This window comes from Microvirga antarctica (genome assembly GCF_017921815.1).
GTDB classification, from domain to species: Bacteria; Pseudomonadota; Alphaproteobacteria; order Rhizobiales; family Beijerinckiaceae; genus Microvirga; species Microvirga antarctica.
Map to the genome: position 1 here is coordinate 138,992 of NZ_JAGEMM010000008.1, position 18,329 is coordinate 157,320.

An 18,329-nucleotide genomic window follows, 5' to 3' on the forward strand; every position below is an offset into this window, starting at 1 on the left:
ATGGCACATGCAGCTGACGCCGCTCACGCGGATCACCACGATCACGTCCCGACCTTCTGGCGCCGGTGGTTTCTCTCCACGAACCACAAGGATATCGGCACGCTCTACTTCATCTTCGGCTTCACGGCGGGCCTTGTCGGCGCCGCCCTGTCGATCGCGATGCGGCTCGAGCTGCAGCAGCCGGGCCTGCAGTTTTTCTCCAATCCGCAGGCCTTCAACGTCTTCGTGACCGGCCACGGCCTCATCATGGTGTTCTTCATGGTGATGCCCACCCTCATCGGCGGGTTCGGCAACTGGTTCGTGCCCCTGATGATCGGGGCGCCGGACATGGCCTTCCCTCGCATGAACAACATCTCGTTCTGGCTGACGGTCGCGGGCTTCCTGCTGCTGATCTGCTCCCTCTTCGTGGAAGGGGCGCCAGGGTCGCTCGGCTTCGGCGGCGGCTGGACCGTCTATCCGCCGCTCTCGACCACCGGCCATCCCGGCCCGGCGCTCGATTTCGGCATCCTGGCCCTCCACCTTGCCGGTGCGGCCTCGATCCTGGGCGCGATCAACTTCATCACCACCATCCTGAACATGCGCGCTCCTGGCATGACGCTGCACAAGATGCCGCTCTTTGCCTGGTCGATGCTGGTCACCGCCTTCCTGCTGCTGCTGTCGCTGCCGGTTCTGGCGGGCGCCATCACCATGCTGCTGACGGACCGTAACTTCGGCACGACGTTCTTCGACCCGTCGGGCGGCGGCGATCCGATCCTCTACCAGCACCTGTTCTGGTTCTTCGGTCACCCCGAAGTGTACATCATGATCCTGCCGGCCTTCGGCATCGTCAGCCACATCATCTCGACCTTCTCCAAGAAGCCGATCTTCGGTTATCTCGGCATGGCCTACGCGATGGTGGCGATCGGCGTCGTCGGCTTCGTGGTGTGGGCCCACCACATGTACACGGTCGGCCTCTCGCTCCAGACCCAGGCCTATTTCGTGTTCGCCACGATGGTCATCGCGGTGCCCACGGGCGTGAAGATCTTCTCGTGGATCGCCACCATGTGGGGCGGCTCGATCCGCTTCACCGCGGCGATGCTGTGGGCGGTGGGCTTCGTGTTCCTGTTCACGGTTGGCGGCGTTACCGGCGTCGTGCTCGCCAATGCGGGCGTCGATCGCTACATGCACGACACCTACTACGTGGTCGCCCACTTCCACTATGTGCTGTCGCTTGGCGCGGTCTTCGTGATCTTCGCCGGCATGTACTATTGGTTCCCGAAGATCACCGGCTACATGATGCCGGAATGGATCGGCAAGACGCATTTCTGGATCGCCTTCATCGGCTCCAACGTGCTGTTCTTCCCGATGCACTTCCTCGGCCTGTCGGGCATGCCGCGTCGTTATGCGGACTATCCGGATGCCTTCGCGGGCTGGAACATGGTGTCGTCGATCGGCTCCTACATCTTCGCCTTCGGCCTGCTCGTCTTCATCTTCGGTGTCATCTACGCCTTCATCCGCAAGGAAAAGGCAGCCGGCAACCCGTGGGGCGAAGGCGCAACCACCCTGGAATGGACGCTGTCCTCGCCGCCTCCGTTCCACCAGTTCGAGACCCTCCCGCGCATTGCGGATACCGGTCACTAACGGCCGTTGAGTCGGGCGGCTTTGGCCGCCCGCTCCTCCCCCGAGGGCTTGGCATTCAAGCCTTCCGGCGAGGAGTAACAGCCCGGAAGCGCTCCATGCCGGCCCCGGCGCGCTTCGAGAGTTCAGCCATATGACCCTTGCGACCAACACATTGACCGAAACCCCAACCGAGACGCTTGCCACGGCAGGCGTGTCGCAGGGCGACGTGTCGGATTTCTTCGCGCTGTTGAAGCCGCGCGTGATGTTCCTCGTGGTCTTCACCGCGCTGGTCGGCATGGTCGTGGTGCATCCCGACGTCAATCCGGTGGTGGCTTTTGCGTCGCTCCTGATGATCGCGGTCGGCGCCGGCGCGTCCGGCTGCCTCAACATGTGGTGGGATGCGGATATCGACGCCATCATGACCCGCACCCGCGGCCGCCCGATCCCCGCAGGCCGCATTGCCCCCAACGAGGCGCTGGCCTTCGGCATGACCCTGTCGGTCGGCTCGGTGATCGTGCTTGGCCTCGTCAGCAACGTGCTGGCGGCGAGCCTGCTTGCCTTCACCATCGTGTTTTACGCCGTCATCTATTCCATGTGGCTGAAGCGCTCGACGCCGCAGAACATCGTCATCGGCGGGGCTGCGGGCGCGCTGCCGCCCATCGTTGGGCAGGCCGCTGTCGCCGGCTATGTCGGCTGGGAAAGCATTATCCTGTTCGCCATCATCTTCATCTGGACGCCACCCCATTTCTGGGCCCTGGCGCTGGTGAAATCGGCCGATTACGCCCGCGCCGGGATCCCGATGATGCCCAACGTCGCCGGTCCCGACTCGACCCGTCGCCAGATCCTCGCCTACACGGTCGTTCTGGCGCCGCTGGGCCTCGCCCCGGTGGCGTTCGGCTTCGGTGGGCTCGCCTACGCGATCATCGCGACCATCGGCGGGCTCGGCATGCTGGCGCTCGCCTTCCAGGTGTTCCGCGTCCGGAAGGGCGAGGCGGCCATGCGCGTGGCGCAGCAGCTTTTCGCCTTCTCGATCCTCTATCTTTTCCTGCTGTTTGCCACCCTGCTCGCCGAGCATGGGCTTGGGTTCTTCCGGCCGGTTTTCGGTTGATTCCATGAACAAGCCCCTGCCCGCACGCCGCCTCAGCCCTGAAGAACAGAAACGCCGCCGCAAGCGGTCGCTCGCGCTGGCGCTCAGTCTCGGCGCCCTGGTGCTGCTGTTCTACGTGGTCACGATCGCCAAGCTCGGCCCCGGCGTTCTGCAGCGGCCCTTGTGAGGTTCAGATGACGGCTCCCGACCCGCTTCAACGCCAGATCCGCCGCACCGTCGTCGCCTGCGGGGCGATTGTGGTCTCGATGGCCGGCCTCGCCTATGCGTCGGTGCCGCTTTACGACCTGTTCTGCAAGGCCACGGGCTTTGGCGGCACGCCGGTGCGCAGCGCCGAGAACACCTCGAACACGTCGGACCGGGTCATGTCGATCCGCTTCGACGCCAATGTGGTGCCGGGCCTGAACTGGGTCTTCGCGCCCGAGCAGCCCGAGGTGAAGGTGAAGCTCGGCGAGACCACCACGGTGCTCTACAAGGTCACCAACAATGGCTCCAAGCCGACGACCGGGATTGCGACCTACAACGTCCAGCCCGATCTCGTCGGCTCCTATTTTTCGAAGCTGGAATGCTTCTGCTTCACGGAGCAGACCCTGCAGCCCGGCGAGACCCTCGAATCGGCCGTCGTCTTCTATGTCGACCCGCGCATTGCGCAGGATCCGGACGTGAAGGACATCGATTCGATCACCTTGTCCTACACCTACTTCCCGTCCAAGGGCGGGCAGCCGGTGGCCCAGGCGGCAACGCCGAAGGCGACGCAGATCGTCCGATAACGGACGTGACAACCCCGGCGGAAACGCCGTAGAGCAGGTGGAGGAGAGATCGTCTGATCTTTCCGCCATCGACAGGCTCGAGCGTGACGATTTGGAGCGGATTCTTGTGGTTCGGATGTTCCATCCGACGACAAAGCGCTCTAAAGCGTTCACACCTTCGAGGCACGGAGACGAGACGACATGGCCGAGGCCCACGCCAAACATCACGATTACCACCTGGTGGACCCGAGCCCGTGGCCGCTCATCGGCGCGATGAGCGCCTTTGTGATGGCATCGGGCTTCATCGTCTGGTGGAGGGGCATGGCGATCGCCGGGACCCATCCGGGCGCGTTCATCTTCGGCGCCGGTATCATCGGCGTGCTGTTCACCATGTTCAGCTGGTGGACCGACGTCATCAACGAGGCCAATAGCGGCGAATTCCACTCCCGCGTGGTCCAGCTCCACCACCGCTACGGCATGATGCTCTTCATCGCCTCGGAGGTGATGTTCTTCGTGGCCTGGTTCTGGGCCTATTTCGACGCCGCGCTCTATGCCGGCGACCCGATGCAGTACACCCGCCTCGAAAGCCTCGGCGGCGTCTGGCCGCCCAAGGGCCTCGAGACCTTCGATCCGTGGCACCTGCCGCTCCTCAACACCCTGATCCTGCTGACGTCCGGCACCACCGTCACCTGGGCGCACCATGCCCTGCTCGAGGGTCACCGCAAGGACGTCAAGATTGGTCTCTGGCTGACCATCGCGCTTGGGATCATCTTCAGCTGCGTGCAGGCGATCGAGTACAGCCATGCGGGCTTCGGCTTCAAGGGCAACATTTACGGCGCCACCTTCTTCATGGCGACGGGCTTCCACGGCGCCCACGTCATCATCGGCACCATCTTTCTGATCGTCTGCCTCCTGCGGATCTATCGGGGCGACTTCACGCCCAAGCAGCATCTCGGCTTCGAATTCGCCGCCTGGTACTGGCATTTCGTCGACGTGGTCTGGCTCTTCCTCTTCGCCGCCATCTACGTCTGGGGCTATGGCGGGCCCGTTGCCGGCGCCCACTAGGCGCCGCTTCCCCATCAAACGATCGAGCGGGGGCGGCGAGAAGCCGCCCTTCGTTTTTTCAGGCCTCGCCCCCATGTGAGGCCTCAAGCCTTTTCGCATACCGGAGCACCTGCCGTGGCGCATGACATGCCTGCCGTCCCGCCCATCCTGACGGGCCTCAAGGGACGCTGCCCACGCTGCGGGAAGGGTCACATCTTCAAGGGCTTTTTGAGCATGCGCCCCTCCTGCGAGGTGTGCGGGCTCGATCTCACCTTCGCCGATACGGGCGACGGCCCGGCGTTTTTTGTGATGTCCATCGTCGGCATCATCGTGGTGGGTCTGGCCCTGTGGGTCGAATTCACCTTCGAGCCGGCGATCTGGCTTCATCTCGTCATGTGGTTTTCGCTCACCGCCATCCTCAGCCTCGGCCTCGTGCGCCCGCTGAAAGGCGTGCTGGCGGCCCTGCAATATCACCACAAGGCCGAGGAAGGGCGTTTCGAGAAGTGACCTCCGCCTCGTCCCGCTGGCGTTCCCTGCTGGTGCCGGGCCTTGCGACCCTTGTGGCGCTGGCGATCCTGTGCACGCTCGGGATCTGGCAGTTGCAGCGCAAGGCATGGAAAGAGGATCTCATCGGGCAGATCGAATCGCGCGCTTATGGGGAAGCGGGCGAGATCCTGCCGCCGGAACGCTGGACCGCCTGGGATCCGGCGCGGGACGAATTCCGAAAGGTGCGGGTGAGCGGCACGCTGCTCAACGAACTGGAAACCCCCGTCTACGGCCTCGCGCCCGGGCAGCGCGGCGCGCCGGTTCAGGGCTTCTATCTGATGACGCCTTTGCGCCTCGCCTCCGGGTCCGTCGTCATGGTCAATCGCGGCTTTGTCCCCACGGAGCTGCGCGAGCCCTCGAGCCGGCCCGACAAGCCGCCTGAGAATCCGGTGACCGTGACCGGGCTGGTGCGCGCACCGGAAGAGCGCAACGCCTTCACGCCCACCGACGATCCGGCCCGCAAGAGCTGGTATTCGCGCGACCCGCAGGCCATCGCCCGCGCCAACGGCCTGGAGCGCGTCGCGCCGTTCTACATCGAGGCGGATGCGTCGCCCAATCCTGGCGGCTGGCCGAAGGGCGGTCAGACCCGGCTGGAATTGCCCAACAGCCATCTGCAATACGCCGTGACGTGGTTCGGCATCGGTCTCACGCTCATCGGCGTGTTTGGTGCCTTCGCGTTTCGACGGCTCAAGGGCCCGGTCGCCCCCTCCGACACTCCGGATTTTCGATAGGCTGATCGCCCCACCGGCCCCGCCTCGACTCGCTAAAATTATTCAACCTATCAGTTGACTATTCCGTCCCTCGCCGTCATTCTCAACCACATGGTTGAATTACATGCCTCCCGGCTCGACGCCGTCTTCCACGCCCTCGGCGATGCCACCCGCCGCCGGATGCTGCGGGCCCTTGCCGACGGGGAGCGCAGTGTCGGCGATCTCGCCGCCCCCTTCGACATGTCGCTCGCCGCGGCCTCCAAGCACGTCAAGGCACTGGAGCGCGCCGGGCTGATCCAGCGCCGGGTCATGGGCCGCACCCATGTCTGCCGGCTCCATGCGGCCGCTCTCTCGGAGGCGCATGCGTGGATCGGATTCTACGAGACGTTCTGGAGCAACCGCCTCGACATCCTCGAGGGCCTGCTCCGGGAGGAGACACCCCCCAACAGCAAAGGAGACGACCATGAATGACGTTGCGACACTCAGCGATTACGGCGTTCAGACCGCGCCGGCCACGGTGCGGATCCAGCGCCTGCTGCCCGGCACCATGGAGCGGGTCTGGGCCTACCTGACGCAAAGCGACCTGCGCCGTCAGTGGCTGGCCTCCGGGCCCATGGACCTGAAAGTCGGCGGCGCGATGGAGCTGGTCTGGCGCAATGACGACCTGAGCCCGCACCAGGAAACGCGGCCGCCGGGAATGGAGGCCGAACACAGCATGAAGAGCCACATTACGCGGATCGATCCCCCGCGTCTTTTGACCTTCGACTGGAACAGCGGCGAGGTCACTTTCGAGCTCGAGCCCAAGGGAGGCGACGTCCTGCTCACCGTCACCCATCGCCGCCTGCCGGATCGGAATGCCCTGCTCAGCGTCAGCGCCGGCTGGCACGCCCATCTCGATGTCCTGGCCGCGCGCCTGGCAGACCGCGATCCCGGCCCCTTCTGGAGCGCCTGGACGCGGCTCCGCACGGAATATGACGAGCGCCTCGCTCCGTAACGACCACGAAACAGACCCGGCCGGCGCAAGGAACTCGCCCTGCGCCGGCCAGCTCCTCAGAGCTGGAACAGCACGAAGAAGCCGAAGCCGAGAATGACCATCCCGGCGCTGATGATCTTGGCGACGCCGAGATAGGCGAGCAGCCGATCCGATTGCGCGTGGTGCTCGGCCCGCTCGGCACGGCTCATGGCCTGCCGGGCCTTGAACTGCTCGGCATAGAGCGACGTGGTCATGTCACCGCTGGTGGCGCCGTCCTTCTCGATCTCGATCCGTTGCGCCATCAGGCCGACGAGAAGGCCTAGCACTCCCAGCCCCAGAAACCCCGCCACGGCAAAGACCACCACCAGGAGAAGGGCGATCGTCCCGACAAGGAACGGCAGCAGAATCCAGTCGATCCGCGTCATGCGCATGGAAGTCGCCTCCACATCCCGATTGCCTGTCTGATCGGAATCTGTATCATTTTCCCCATGTTCGCGCTTGCCATGACGACCGCCCATCTCACCACGTGCCTTGCAGGGCGCGGGGGAGAAAGGTCGCGCGCCGTCTAGCGTGGACTTGCCCCCGAAGCCCTGCGGAGACGCGCAGGGCTCGCAGGGTCCGTGCCGTCTCCGCCTCCTCAAGGAGAGACACCATGGACCCGAAGCCCCCCTTGCCATCCCGATTGCCCGACCGACAAGACGACGATTTGATCATCCGCGCCGCCGGGCCGGACGACAGTGACGGGCTGGCAAGCCTCGCCTGCCTGCCGGGCTACCGCTGGGGCACGCTGCGGCTGCCCTACCAGAGCCCGGCGCAGACGCGCGCGCTGATCGAGAAGCGCCCGGCGGGTAGCGTCTTCCTCATCGCCTTGCGGGGCGGCGAGGTCGTGGGAAGCGCGGGTCTTGACCCGCAATCGGGGCGCCGCGCCCACGCGGCTTCTCTCGGCATGGGCGTGCATGACGATCATCAGGGACGCGGCATCGGCTCGCGCCTGCTGGCAGCCCTTCTGGACGTCGCCGACGACTGGCTCAACCTGCGGCGAATCGAACTCACCGTCTTCGTCGACAATGCGCCCGCCCTCGCGCTCTACCGGCGCCACGGCTTCGACATCGAGGGCACGCTTGCCGATTACGCGTTTCGCGGGGGCGCCTTCGTCGATGCCTACACGATGGCGCGGCTCCGGCGCTGAGCGCCATCGTCCCTTAGTCCTTGTCCTTGCCGGTCGTGGCTCATAATGTCCGCGAAATTTCAGGAGATCTGACGTGCTCCACGTTTCGACCCGGGGCGATGCCCCCGCGCTCGGTTTTTCCGACGCCCTGCTGGCCGGTCTGGCGCGGGACGGCGGCCTCTACATGCCCGAGCATTTCCCGACCCTCTCCGAGGCCACGATCCGCGGGTTTTCCGGCCTGCCGTATGCGGAGGTTGCCAAGGCCGTGCTCGGTCCGCTGATCGATGGCGACATTCCCGAGGCCGACCTCCATCGGATGATCGACGAGGCCTATGCGGGCTTCCGGCATCCCGCGATCTGCCCGCTGGTGCAGCTCGACGACAATCTGTTCGCGCTCGAACTCTTCCACGGCCCCACGCTGGCGTTCAAGGACGTGGCGATGCAGCTGCTCGGCAGGCTGATGGACTATGTGCTGCGGGCACGCGGCATCCGCGCCACCATCGTCGGGGCCACGTCGGGCGATACGGGTAGTGCCGCGGTCGACGCCTTCAAAGGGCTCGATCAGGTCGACATCTTCATCCTCTACCCGCATGGCCGCGTCTCGGACGTGCAGCGCCGGCAGATGACGACGGTCACCTCGCCCAACGTCTACGCGTTGGCGGTCGAAGGCACTTTCGACGACTGCCAGTCCCTGGTGAAGGGCATGTTCAACCATGCGCGGTTCCGCGACGAGCTTCACCTGTCGGGGGTCAATTCCATCAACTGGGCGCGGGTGGCAGCCCAGGTGGTCTATTATTTCACGGCCGCGGTGGCGCTCGGCGCGCCCGACCGGCGGATCTCGTTTTCGGTCCCCACCGGCAATTTCGGCGACATCCTGGCCGGCTGGGTCGCCAAGCGCATGGGCCTGCCGATCGAGCGGCTGATGATCGGCACCAATGCCAACGATATCCTGGCCCGCACGCTGGCCACCGGCTCCTACGAGATCCGTGGGGTCACGCCCACCGACTCGCCCTCCATGGATATCCAGATCTCGTCCAATTTCGAGCGGCTGCTGTTCGAGGCCTTCGGCCGGGATGCGGGCGCGGTGCGGGCCGCGATGGCGGGCCTGACGCAATCGAAATCCTTCACGATCCCCGAGACGCCCCTCAGCCGCATCCGGGCCGAGTTCTCCGCCAGCGCCGTCGACGAGGCGGGCGTCGCGGCCGAGATGGCCGAGACCTATGCGCAAACAGGCTACGTGCTCGATCCGCACAGCGCCGTCGGCACACGGGCGGCCCGCACGCTGCTCGCCGAACGGCCGGAGGTTCCGGTGATTGCGCTGGCGACCGCCCACCCGGCCAAGTTTCCCGATGCGGTCGAGCGCGCCACCGGCCAGCGCCCTGCCCTGCCGCCGCATATGGCCGACCTGATGACGCGGGAGGAGCGGTTCACCGTCCTGCCCCTCGACCCGACGGCGGTCGAGGCCTTCATCCGCCAGCGTGCCCGGTCAGCCTCGGGCGTCGCGGCATGACGCGACACACTCTCCTGCCCGGGCGGATCAACATCACCCAGCTCGAAAACGGCCTCACGGTTGCCACCGAGCGCATGCCAGAGATCGCCACCGCGACCATGGGTGTCTGGGTCGGGACCGGCTCGCGCCACGAGCAGGCCCACGAACACGGCCTGTCCCACCTCATCGAGCACATGGCCTTCAAGGGCACGACCCGCCGAAGCGCCCGGCAGATCGCCGAGGATATCGAGAATGTCGGCGGCGACATCAACGCCGCCACCAGCGTCGAATACACCAGCTATACCGCCCGGGTCCTGGGAGAGAATGCCGATCTGGCGCTCGACGTGCTGGGCGACATCCTGATCCACTCGACCTTCGATGCCGCCGAGCTGGCGCGCGAAAAGGGCGTCATCCTCCAGGAATACGCGGCCGTCGAGGATACGCCGGACGATCTCATCTACGACGCGTTCATGGAATCGGCCTATGCGGGCCAGCCCATCGGTCGCCCGATCCTCGGCACCCCGGATACCATCAAGGCGTTCGACGAGGCGACCATCAGGGCTTTCCTCGCCCGCGAATACACCCCCGGCAAGATGGTGATCGCAGCGGCCGGCGACGTGGAGCACGCCCAGATCGTTGAAGCTGCCGAACGCGCTTTCGGGTCCATGCCGGCCGTGGGAGCGCAGGAGCCGGAACCGGGCCTCTATACCGGCGGCGAACGCCGGATTTCCCGCAAGCTCGAGCAGGCCAATATCGTGCTGGGCCTGCCGGGCCTGTCCTTCAAGGATCCGGGCTATTACGCCGCCCATCTGTTCGCCCATATCCTGGGCGGCGGCCTGACCTCGCGCCTGTGGCACGAGGTGCGCGAGACACGGGGGCTTGCCTATTCCATCGACGCCTTCCATTGGCCCTTCTCGGATTGCGGCCTGTTCGGCGTCGGGGCCGGGACATCCGGGGCGGACGTGGCCGAACTGATGGATGTGACGCTCGCCTGCATGCGGCAGGCCGCCGAGGATATCAGCGATATCGAGATGGTGCGCGCCAAGGCGCAGATGAAGGTGGCGCTGTTGACGGTGCTGGAGACGCCCGGCGGGCGGATCGAGCGGATGGCGCGCCAGCTCCTGTCCTGGGGTCGGATCGTTCCCAGCGAGGAGATCGTCGCCAAGGTCGATGCGCTGACGGCGGCGGACGTCCATGAGGCGGGGCGGCAGCTTCTGCGCGGCACGCCGACCATTGCCGCCATCGGACCGATCAAGGGCCTTCCGTCCATGGCGAAAATTACCACCCGCCTGAGAGGGTAGGACAGCCATGAACGGTTCGGTTGGGAGCGGCCTCCTCAATCCCGCCGCAAACGGCCCCCATTGCCTAGTCGCCAAGCTCGATTCCGGAGTCCTGCGGACAAGTCGACCCCGTCTCCCGGGAGCGCCTTGCCCTCTGGGCTCCTGACCGATACCAATCCCGTTCCATTCATGCGTCACGGACGAAAGACGGAAGCGTTGCGGATCGTTTCTTTCGCCATCTCATTGCTGATCGCCGCTTTCCTGTGCGTGTCCGTGCCGACCGCCGGTCAGGCCGTGGAATCCGTTCGCGTGGACCCCGACACCAAGGCGATCGATCTCGCCCCCATGGTCGACCGGTACAAGTCGGACGGCGACGAAATCCGCATTTCAACGGCGCCCGGCCGCGACGGCATCGTGCGTCGCATTGCCGTCAAGGCCCGCGAATCCGGCACGCGGCCGGACTGGATCGTCTTCGCGCTCACCAACGATACCGACGAACAGGTCGACCGGCTCCTGGTGGCCCCCCATTTCCGCCTCACGGGGTCCGGCGTGATCTGGCCGGATCTCGGCTCCACCCGCATCGAGGCGATCACCGCCAGCCAGGGCATTCGCCCCGAGCGGGACGATTCACCGGACGCCGACCTCTTTCTCATCACCCTCGATCCCGGCACGACCGTTACCTTCGTGGCCGAGCTGCGCTCCGCCGAGCTGCCGCAGCTGCAGCTCTGGAACGCCGATTCCTACAAGGACCGCATCAACGGCCTGACCCTCTACAAGGGCATCATCATCGGCATTGCGGGTCTGCTGGCGCTCTTTCTCACCATCGTGTTCGTGGTGAAGGGCGCGCTGATCTTCCCCGCGGCCGCGGCGCTGGCCTGGGCGGTGCTTGCCTATGCGTGCATCGATTTCGGGTTCTTCCAGCGCATCTTCCCGATCACCGAGAAGGCCGAGCAGGTCTATCGCGCCGGTGCGGAGGCGGTGCTCGCCGCCACGCTGCTGGTCTTCCTCTTCGCCTATCTCAACCTCAATCGCTGGCACGTGCGCTACAGTCACGTGACGGCATTCTGGCTGGTCTTCCTCGGCGCGCTGGTCGGCCTCGCGGTCATCGACCCGCCGGTGGCCTCCGGCGTGGCGCGGATTTCCATCGCGGCTGTGGCTGGAATCGGCTTCATTCTCGTGCTGCATCTGGCAACCCACGGCTATGACCGCGCTGTCATGCTGGTGCCGACCTGGCTGTTGCTGATCGCCTGGGTGACGGCCGCGACCTTCACGGTGACAGGCCAGCTCGGCTCGGATCTGGTTCCACCTGCGCTCATCGGCGGCCTTGTTCTGATCGTCATGCTCATCGGCTTCACGGTCATGCAGCACGCCTTTGCGGGCGGGGCCTTCGCGCATGGTCAGGTCAACGACACCGAGCGACGGGCGCTGGCGCTCTCCGGCGCGGGCGACATCGTGTTCGATTGGGATGTGACGTCGGACAAGATCTATGTGAGCCCAGAGGTGGAGCAGCAGCTCGGCCTGAAACGCGGCGCGCTCGAGGGGTCCGCCACCGATTGGCTCGACCTCATTCATCCCTTCGACAAGGACCGCTACCGCCTGTCGCTCGACGCCGTCATCGAGCAACGACGCGGGCGGCTGAACCAGGATTTCCGCCTGCGCGGCTCGTCCGGGGCCCATCATTGGTTCCGCCTCAGGGCCCGGCCGCTGGTGGGGACGGACGGCGAGGTCATTCGCATTGTCGGCACCCTGTCGGACGTCACCGAATCAAAAACCGCCGAAGAGCGCCTGCTCCACGACGCCGTGCACGACAACCTCACCAGCCTGCCCAACCGGCAACTGTTCTACGATCGGCTGGAGGCAGCCCTCACCTATGCGAGCCAGGACGATTCACTGCGTCCCACCGTGCTCGTCATCGATATCGACCAGTTCAAGACCACCAACGACGCGGTCGGCTACGCGGCGGGCGACTCGATTCTCCTCACGCTCTCTCGCCGCTTGAGCCGTCTGCTGCGGCCGCAGGATACGCTGGCGCGCATTTCGGGCGACGAATTCGCCATGATCCTGCTCTCCGAGCGCGAGCCAGACCGCATCATCGCTTTCGCCGACATGGTGCGGCGGGCGGTGACGACGCCGATTACCTATGCCGAGCGCGAGATCTTCCTCACTGCCTCCATCGGGCTTGCCCTGCACGATCCGCAGATCGCCGCCCGGCGCGAGGAAGTGCTGCGCAATTCCGAAATCGCCATGTCGCATGCCAAGCGCAACGGGGGCGATTGCATCGAGGTGTTCCGGCCGAACATGCGCTCCGACCGCAGCGACCTGTTCACCATGGAGAACGATCTCCGGCGCGCGTTGGATCTCAATCAGATCAAGGTGCTGTTCAAACCCATCGTCCGGCTGGAAGACCGGACCATCGCGGGTTTCGAATCGATGCTGCGCTGGGACCACCCGCGCCTTGGCCGCGTCGGCCCCGAAGACTTCATGTCCATCGCCGAGGAAACCGGCCTCATCGTCAATCTCGGCTTCTTCCTGCTCGAGCAGACCGCGCGGGAGCTTGCCGCCTGGCAGGATGCGCTCGAGGTCGAGCCGCCGATCTTCGCCAGCGTCAACATGTCGAGCCATCATCTGCTCCGGCATGACCTGCTGCAGGACGTCAAGGCCGTCATCGCCCGAACGGGCGTTCTGGCCGGGTCGCTGAAGCTGGAGATGAACGAGAGTCTGGTGATGGAGAATCCGGAATACTCGGCCCAGATCCTGTCCCGTTTGCGTGACCTTGGCGCCGGGCTGTCGCTGGACGATTTCGGGACCGGCTATTCGGCCCTGTCCTATCTGCTGCGCTTCCCCTTCGACACGATCAAGATCGACGAATCCTTCGTTCGGCAGATGGCGGACAACAAGCCGATCATTCTGCGCTCGATCATCAAGATGGCGCACGAACTCGGCATGGAGACGGTGGCGGAGGGAGCGGAGACCGAATCGGAGGCGATCGAGCTCTATCAGCTCGGCTGCGAATATGCCCAAGGGCCGGTCTTCGGAGAGCCGATGTCGATGTTGCAGGCCCGTCAACTCGTCGGAGCGGCGCCAGAAGCGGCCTGACCGGCAATCGTCCCTAAGCGTGACCCGCTTCACTCGACAGCATGGCGGGCTCGATGCCGATCCGCCTCAGAGCCTCCTCGTACCGGGCATCGACCGGCGTGCCGAAGAGGAGATCCACATCCGCCGGGCAGTTCAGCCACCCATTGGCCTGGATCTCGCCCTCGAGCTGGCCGGCGGACCACCCTGCATATCCCAGCGCCAGAATCGCATCCTTGGGGCCCTCGCCCCTGGCGATGGCGCGCAGGATGTCGACTGTCGCGGTCAGGCACACGCCGTCGTCGATGGGGAGGGTGGACTGATCCATGTGGAAATCGGGCGAATGCAGGACGAAGCCCCGGCTGGTCTCGACCGGGCCGCCGATGAGGACCTGAATGGCCTCGAGGGTCTTCGGGAGGCTGATGCGCTCGGATTCCGGTACAATCTCCAACTGGACCAGGAGATCCGGCATGCTCACGTTGGGAGCGGGCTTGGTCAGCACGATCCCCATGGCGCCCTCCGCCGAATGGGCGCACAGATAGATCACTGACCGGGCAAACCGCTCATCCGTCATCCCGGGCATCGCCAGCAGAAGCTGGCCATCGAGATACCCCTCGGACATATCGGACTCGGTCGGCAAAACGGACATAGTGGCCTCTATCGGGACAGGCCCTCGCCATCACGGGAACGTGGATGGCCTTGGGCTGCTAAAATCTTGTATGGGGAAGCCTCACGAACAGTCATGAGTTCCATGGTATTTCGGTTACGTTCCATTTCGAGCCTTTTTTGTCTCGGCCTCCTTCTGCTCCCCTCGCTTGGGGTGGCGCAGGGCATGCCGGGTTGGTCGCAGGGCCTGCATTCCCGCGTGCGGCTCGTGTCCGGGGACCGCACAGGTACGCAATGGCTCGCCGGCATCGACATGGCGCTCGACCCCGGCTTCAAGACCTATTGGCGAAACCCGGGCGAGAGCGGCCTGCCGCCGCGATTCGACTGGGCCGGATCCGAAAACGTCGCCTCCGTGGACGTGAAATGGCCCGCACCCTCGCGGTCCGAGGACGGCGCAGGGGTGTCCTACGTCTATCATGACAACGTCCTGCTGCCGCTGGTCGTCCAGGCAGTGGACGTCGCAAAGCCGGTAAAGCTCGTCCTGTCGATCGAGTATGGCATCTGCAAGGATATCTGCATCCCGGCGAATGCAACGCTCGCGCTGACGCTCGGGGCCGGGCCATCCCAGCAGGCCGAGATTGCGGCTGCCTTGCACGACAAGGTTCCGCGGGTCCAGGCCATCGGCGCGCCGGGGCCTGTCTCGATCCTCTCGCTTGGACCCAACACCGACGGCAAACCCGGCTTCTCCGCGACGCTCAAAAGCCCACCCGGGGAGGCGCCGAACCTGTTCGTCGAGGCACCTGAAGGCTGGTATTTTTCCACCGCAAAACCGGACGACCACAACCGTGTCTCGGTGAGCCTCGACGAGAAGCCGAAGGATGCGGCTGGCCCGGTCACGGTGACCCTGACGCTGGTGGCCGGGCAAAACGCCGTCGAGAGCGAGGTCAAGCTCGACGCCACCGGCAAGCCGCGATAGGGAAGAGGCACCTTTTGCTCACGCTACCGGAGAACTGCCGATGACCATCCAGGTCGGAGAAAACCTGCCGCAAGTGACCTTCCGCGTCATGACGGCGGACGGGCCCGTGGCCAAGACCACCGACGATCTCTTCAAGGATCGCAACGTCGTCCTCGTGGCGGTTCCGGGTGCCTTCACGCCCACCTGCCACCGCAACCATCTGCCCGGCTACGTCGAGAACCTGCAGGCCATCAAGGCCAAGGGCATCGACGCGGTGCTGGTCACCGCCGTCAACGACGTTTTCGTCATGGAGGCCTGGTCGAAGGCCGCCGGCGGCGAAGGCATCGAGTTTATCTCCGACGGCAACGGCGATTTCGCCCGCGCGATCGGCCTCAGCATGGATGGCTCGGGATTCGGCCTCGGCACCCGCTCGCAGCGCTACTCGATGGTGGTGGAAAACGGCGTCGTGAAGTCCATCAACCTGGAAGACGCCCCCGCCAAGGCGCAGATTTCGGGTGCCGAAAACCTGCTCAAGAGCCTCTGAGAGATCACGCCGGGCGCCCCTGCGCCCGGCCGCCAGCCCTATGACTGGGCTGCGTCCTTGGCCAGTTGCTTGAACGGCTTCATGGCCGCCACGGCGAGTTCGTCGACCCGGATGTTGGTCGGATCGTCCGCGTGGCCCTTGACCCAGTGCCAGGCAACCTCATGCCGCGCCGTGACGGCCTCGAGGTCGCGCCACAGATCCTCGTTCTTGACCGGCTTGTTATCGGCCGTCCGCCATCCCCGCCGCTTCCAGTTCGCCATCCACGACGTGATGCCCTGCCGGACATATTGAGAATCGGTGTAGAGATCGACCGGACAGTCGCGCTTCAGGCTCTTCAGACTTTCGATGGCGGCCCGCAATTCCATGCGGTTGTTGGTGGTATGCGCCTCGCCGCCCGAGATTTCCTTCTCGCTGCCCCGGAACGACAGGATCGCGGCCCAGCCGCCCGGTCCGGGATTGCCCGAGCAGGCGCCGTCGGTATAGATTTTGACCCTGTCAGAGGTTGTCATACGTCCAGGCCGTATTCGCGCGCATTGCGCGCATGCTTGTGGAAGTTGAGCTTGCGGTCATATTCGAGCGGGTCCTTGGGCTTCACCAGCGCGCCGGGCGGCACGTTCAGCCAGTCGACCAGCCGGGTCAGCATGAACCGCATGGCAGAGCCCCGGCACAGCACCGGCAGGGCGTCGATTTCCGCCGGTTGAAGCGGGCGCACCGCCTGGTATCCGGCCAACAGACTTTGCCCCTTTGTCAGGTTGAACGAGCCGTCGATTTCAAAGCACCACGCGTTGAGGCAGATGGCCACGTCGTAGGCGAGCGCGTCCGTGCAGGCGAAGTAGAAGTCGATCAGCCCCGACACCGCAGGCCCGATGAAGAAGACGTTGTCGGTAAACAGGTCCGCATGAATGATCCCGGCCGGAAGATCCGTCGGCCAATCACGCTGCAACGCCGAAAGCTCCCGCCGCGTGCGTTCCGCAAGCCCGGTCGAGACGCGATCGGCCTCGGCCTCGGCTTGCGCGAAAAGCGGCGGCCAGCCGGCAAGCGACAGGGTGTTGGGGCGCACCATGACAAAATCCGCCCCCGCCACATGGAGCCGCGCCAGCGCTGATCCCAGCGCGCCGCAATGCGGGGCGGTCGGGCGGCGGACCGCGATTCCGTCCAGAAAGGTGAAGATCGCGGCGGGCCTGGAGGCGAGCCGACCGAGGGTCTCGCCGTGCCGGTTTTCGAGCGGCAGCGGGCAGTTCAGGCCCTTGCTGGCGAGATGGCGCATCAGGCCGACGAAAAACGGCAGGTCGGCCTCGTTCACACGCTTTTCGTAGAGCGTCAGGATGTACGAGCCGCGGCTGGTGTGGAGGAAATAATTGGTGTTCTCGACGCCCTCGGCGATGCCCTTGTAGGACAACACCTCGCCGATCTCGTAGCCGGCCACGAAGGCGACCAGCTCGTCGTCCGGAACTTCCGTATAAACTGCCATGACTTATTCTGCCGCCTGCTCGCGCAATTCGCGCGGGAGCGGAAAGAACACGCTCTCATCGGCGGTCGAGACCGTCTCCACCGTGACCTCGAAGCGGGCCGCGAACGCGTCCATGATTTCCTCGACCAGGACTTCCGGCGCGGATGCCCCGGCGGTGATGCCGAGGGTGGCGATCCCGCCGAACACCGACCAGTCGATATCGTCCGCACGTAACAGCAGACGCACCACCGGGCACCCTTCCCGCTCCGCCACTTCACGCAGGCGCTGGGAATTGGAAGAGTTGGCCGAACCCACCACGATCATCGCCTCGACGAGGGGCGCCACCCGTTTGACGGCGCCCTGGCGGTTGGTGGTGGCGTAGCAGATATCTTCCTTGTGCGGGCCGACGATGGCGGGAAAGCGCGCCTGCAGCGCGCGCACGATATCGCTGGTGTCGTCGACCGACAGGGTGGTCTGGGTGACGAAGGCGAGAGCCGACTCGTCGGCAAACGACAGGGTTGCGATATCTTCGAGCGTCTCGACCAGGGTCGTGGCGCCTTGCGGGAGCTGCCCCTGGGTGCCCACCACTTCGGGGTGGCCCGCATGCCCGATGAGGAGAATGTGCCGGCCGCGCTTGTGATGCAGCAGTGCTTCCCGATGAACCTTGGTGACGAGGGGACAGGTGGCGTCGATGCCAAACAGCCGGCGGGCCAACGCGGCCTCGGGCACGGATTTGGGCACCCCGTGGGCGGAGAAGATCACCGGCGCATCCCCGTCCGGAACCTCGTCGAGTTCCTTGACGAACACAGCGCCCTTCCGCCGCAAGCCCTCGACCACGTATTTGTTGTGAACGATCTCGTGCCGGACATAGACCGGCGCCCCATACAGCACGAGCGCGCGCTCGACCGCGTCGATGGCGCGCACGACCCCGGCGCAGAATCCGCGCGGAGCGCACAGGAGGATGAGGAGAGGCGGCTTGGTCATAATCCGGCGATGTGGCGAGACGAACCCTGCTCTGTCAAGCCGCGAGCGGCGCTAT

General features: G+C 65.3%; 20 protein-coding genes. 15 read left to right on the top strand and 5 right to left on the bottom strand.

Annotated features, from left to right (window positions below; all coding sequences use genetic code 11):
* From ctaD to J4G32_RS19715, 9 genes are all read left to right on the top strand, one after another.
* On the top strand, positions 1–1,620 hold the full coding sequence (gene ctaD / locus J4G32_RS19675; protein WP_210497262.1) for a cytochrome c oxidase subunit I: 1,620 nt from the start codon (positions 1–3) through the stop codon (positions 1,618–1,620).
* Between the two features lie 130 nt (positions 1,621–1,750).
* Entirely contained in the window at positions 1,751–2,707 is a 957-nt protein-coding gene (locus J4G32_RS19680) for a heme o synthase (protein ID WP_210497263.1), read from the top strand.
* Positions 2,708–2,711: 4 nt separating this feature from the next.
* Positions 2,712–2,873, top strand: a complete 162-nt coding sequence (locus J4G32_RS19685; RefSeq protein ID WP_210497264.1) for a hypothetical protein — start codon at positions 2,712–2,714, stop codon at positions 2,871–2,873.
* Positions 2,874–2,880: 7 nt separating this feature from the next.
* Positions 2,881–3,474 (top strand): cytochrome c oxidase assembly protein, encoded by a 594-nt coding sequence (locus J4G32_RS19690; RefSeq protein WP_210497265.1) that lies wholly within the window; start codon positions 2,881–2,883, stop codon positions 3,472–3,474.
* A gap of 180 nt (positions 3,475–3,654) precedes the next feature.
* Positions 3,655–4,518 carry a cytochrome c oxidase subunit 3 gene (locus J4G32_RS19695; protein ID WP_210497266.1) on the top strand — a complete coding sequence of 288 codons (864 nt, stop codon included), beginning with the start codon at positions 3,655–3,657 and terminating at the stop codon, positions 4,516–4,518.
* Positions 4,519–4,644: 126 nt separating this feature from the next.
* A complete protein-coding gene (locus J4G32_RS19700; RefSeq protein ID WP_210497325.1) occupies positions 4,645–5,004 on the top strand; it encodes a DUF983 domain-containing protein in 360 nt (119 codons plus the stop codon).
* The gene (locus J4G32_RS19705) at positions 5,001–5,774 is read left to right on the top strand and encodes an SURF1 family protein (protein WP_210497267.1); all 774 of its coding nucleotides are present in this window, start codon (positions 5,001–5,003) and stop codon (positions 5,772–5,774) included. Before J4G32_RS19700 ends, J4G32_RS19705 begins: the two co-directional genes overlap by 4 nt.
* Before the next feature lie 90 nt (positions 5,775–5,864).
* Positions 5,865–6,224, top strand: coding sequence for an ArsR/SmtB family transcription factor (locus tag J4G32_RS19710; RefSeq protein WP_210497326.1), 360 nt, complete (start codon positions 5,865–5,867; stop codon positions 6,222–6,224).
* Entirely contained in the window at positions 6,217–6,747 is a 531-nt protein-coding gene (locus tag J4G32_RS19715; RefSeq protein ID WP_210497268.1) for an SRPBCC family protein, read from the top strand. The genes J4G32_RS19710 and J4G32_RS19715 overlap by 8 nt, the downstream gene beginning before the upstream one ends.
* A gap of 56 nt (positions 6,748–6,803) precedes the next feature.
* Here J4G32_RS19715 and J4G32_RS19720 read toward each other — a convergent pair whose 3' ends face one another.
* A complete protein-coding gene (locus J4G32_RS19720; RefSeq protein WP_210497269.1) occupies positions 6,804–7,157 on the bottom strand; it encodes a hypothetical protein in 354 nt (117 codons plus the stop codon).
* 221 nt (positions 7,158–7,378) lie between these two features.
* On the opposite strand from J4G32_RS19720, the gene J4G32_RS19725 reads away from it, so the two are divergent.
* From J4G32_RS19725 to J4G32_RS19740, 4 genes are all read left to right on the top strand, one after another.
* Positions 7,379–7,915 carry a GNAT family N-acetyltransferase gene (locus tag J4G32_RS19725; protein WP_210497270.1) on the top strand — a complete coding sequence of 179 codons (537 nt, stop codon included), beginning with the start codon at positions 7,379–7,381 and terminating at the stop codon, positions 7,913–7,915.
* A gap of 73 nt (positions 7,916–7,988) precedes the next feature.
* Entirely contained in the window at positions 7,989–9,404 is a 1,416-nt protein-coding gene (thrC, locus tag J4G32_RS19730; RefSeq protein WP_210497271.1) for a threonine synthase, read from the top strand.
* Positions 9,401–10,684 carry a M16 family metallopeptidase gene (locus J4G32_RS19735; RefSeq protein WP_210497272.1) on the top strand — a complete coding sequence of 428 codons (1,284 nt, stop codon included), beginning with the start codon at positions 9,401–9,403 and terminating at the stop codon, positions 10,682–10,684. The genes thrC and J4G32_RS19735 overlap by 4 nt, the downstream gene beginning before the upstream one ends.
* A gap of 195 nt (positions 10,685–10,879) precedes the next feature.
* Complete coding sequence (locus J4G32_RS19740; RefSeq protein WP_246505371.1) at positions 10,880–13,759, top strand: EAL domain-containing protein; 2,880 nt, start codon at positions 10,880–10,882, stop codon at positions 13,757–13,759.
* A gap of 13 nt (positions 13,760–13,772) precedes the next feature.
* Here J4G32_RS19740 and J4G32_RS19745 read toward each other — a convergent pair whose 3' ends face one another.
* Positions 13,773–14,384, bottom strand: coding sequence for a YqgE/AlgH family protein (locus J4G32_RS19745; protein WP_210497273.1), 612 nt, complete (start codon positions 14,382–14,384; stop codon positions 13,773–13,775).
* 93 nt (positions 14,385–14,477) lie between these two features.
* Between J4G32_RS19745 and J4G32_RS19750 the strand changes: the two genes are divergently transcribed.
* Both J4G32_RS19750 and J4G32_RS19755 read left to right on the top strand, forming a co-directional pair.
* Positions 14,478–15,317 (top strand): protein-disulfide reductase DsbD domain-containing protein, encoded by an 840-nt coding sequence (locus J4G32_RS19750; protein ID WP_210497274.1) that lies wholly within the window; start codon positions 14,478–14,480, stop codon positions 15,315–15,317.
* A 40-nt stretch (positions 15,318–15,357) separates the two neighbouring features.
* A complete protein-coding gene (locus J4G32_RS19755) occupies positions 15,358–15,840 on the top strand; it encodes a peroxiredoxin (RefSeq protein WP_210497275.1) in 483 nt (160 codons plus the stop codon).
* Between the two features lie 38 nt (positions 15,841–15,878).
* Here J4G32_RS19755 and rnhA read toward each other — a convergent pair whose 3' ends face one another.
* The 3 genes from rnhA to ispH are packed head-to-tail and all read right to left on the bottom strand — an operon-like array spanning position 15,879 to position 18,274.
* Positions 15,879–16,349, bottom strand: coding sequence for a ribonuclease HI (gene rnhA, locus J4G32_RS19760; protein ID WP_210497276.1), 471 nt, complete (start codon positions 16,347–16,349; stop codon positions 15,879–15,881).
* Entirely contained in the window at positions 16,346–17,311 is a 966-nt protein-coding gene (locus tag J4G32_RS19765) for a homoserine kinase (protein ID WP_210497277.1), read from the bottom strand. The genes rnhA and J4G32_RS19765 overlap by 4 nt, the downstream gene beginning before the upstream one ends.
* A gap of 3 nt (positions 17,312–17,314) precedes the next feature.
* Complete coding sequence (gene ispH, locus J4G32_RS19770; RefSeq protein ID WP_210497278.1) at positions 17,315–18,274, bottom strand: 4-hydroxy-3-methylbut-2-enyl diphosphate reductase; 960 nt, start codon at positions 18,272–18,274, stop codon at positions 17,315–17,317.
* Positions 18,275–18,329 lie beyond the last annotated feature (55 nt).

Bases quoted from the DNA above. Each gene is read 5' to 3' on its own strand.
- J4G32_RS19715 (WP_210497268.1), top strand. From the start codon at position 6,217: ATGAATGACGTTGCGACACTCAGCGATTACGGCGTTCAGACCGCGCCG.
- J4G32_RS19755 (WP_210497275.1), top strand. From the start codon at position 15,358: ATGACCATCCAGGTCGGAGAAAACCTGCCGCAAGTGACCTTCCGCGTC.
- J4G32_RS19735 (WP_210497272.1), top strand. From the start codon at position 9,401: ATGACGCGACACACTCTCCTGCCCGGGCGGATCAACATCACCCAGCTC.
- J4G32_RS19700 (WP_210497325.1), top strand. From the start codon at position 4,645: ATGCCTGCCGTCCCGCCCATCCTGACGGGCCTCAAGGGACGCTGCCCA.
- ispH (WP_210497278.1), bottom strand. From the start codon at position 18,274: ATGACCAAGCCGCCTCTCCTCATCCTCCTGTGCGCTCCGCGCGGATTC.
- ctaD (WP_210497262.1), top strand. From the start codon at position 1: ATGGCACATGCAGCTGACGCCGCTCACGCGGATCACCACGATCACGTC.
- J4G32_RS19690 (WP_210497265.1), top strand. From the start codon at position 2,881: ATGACGGCTCCCGACCCGCTTCAACGCCAGATCCGCCGCACCGTCGTC.
- J4G32_RS19725 (WP_210497270.1), top strand. From the start codon at position 7,379: ATGGACCCGAAGCCCCCCTTGCCATCCCGATTGCCCGACCGACAAGAC.
- J4G32_RS19750 (WP_210497274.1), top strand. From the start codon at position 14,478: ATGAGTTCCATGGTATTTCGGTTACGTTCCATTTCGAGCCTTTTTTGT.
- J4G32_RS19720 (WP_210497269.1), bottom strand. From the start codon at position 7,157: ATGCGCATGACGCGGATCGACTGGATTCTGCTGCCGTTCCTTGTCGGG.
- J4G32_RS19710 (WP_210497326.1), top strand. From the start codon at position 5,865: ATGGTTGAATTACATGCCTCCCGGCTCGACGCCGTCTTCCACGCCCTC.
- J4G32_RS19745 (WP_210497273.1), bottom strand. From the start codon at position 14,384: ATGTCCGTTTTGCCGACCGAGTCCGATATGTCCGAGGGGTATCTCGAT.
- rnhA (WP_210497276.1), bottom strand. From the start codon at position 16,349: ATGACAACCTCTGACAGGGTCAAAATCTATACCGACGGCGCCTGCTCG.
- J4G32_RS19685 (WP_210497264.1), top strand. From the start codon at position 2,712: ATGAACAAGCCCCTGCCCGCACGCCGCCTCAGCCCTGAAGAACAGAAA.
- J4G32_RS19695 (WP_210497266.1), top strand. From the start codon at position 3,655: ATGGCCGAGGCCCACGCCAAACATCACGATTACCACCTGGTGGACCCG.
- J4G32_RS19765 (WP_210497277.1), bottom strand. From the start codon at position 17,311: ATGGCAGTTTATACGGAAGTTCCGGACGACGAGCTGGTCGCCTTCGTG.
- J4G32_RS19680 (WP_210497263.1), top strand. From the start codon at position 1,751: ATGACCCTTGCGACCAACACATTGACCGAAACCCCAACCGAGACGCTT.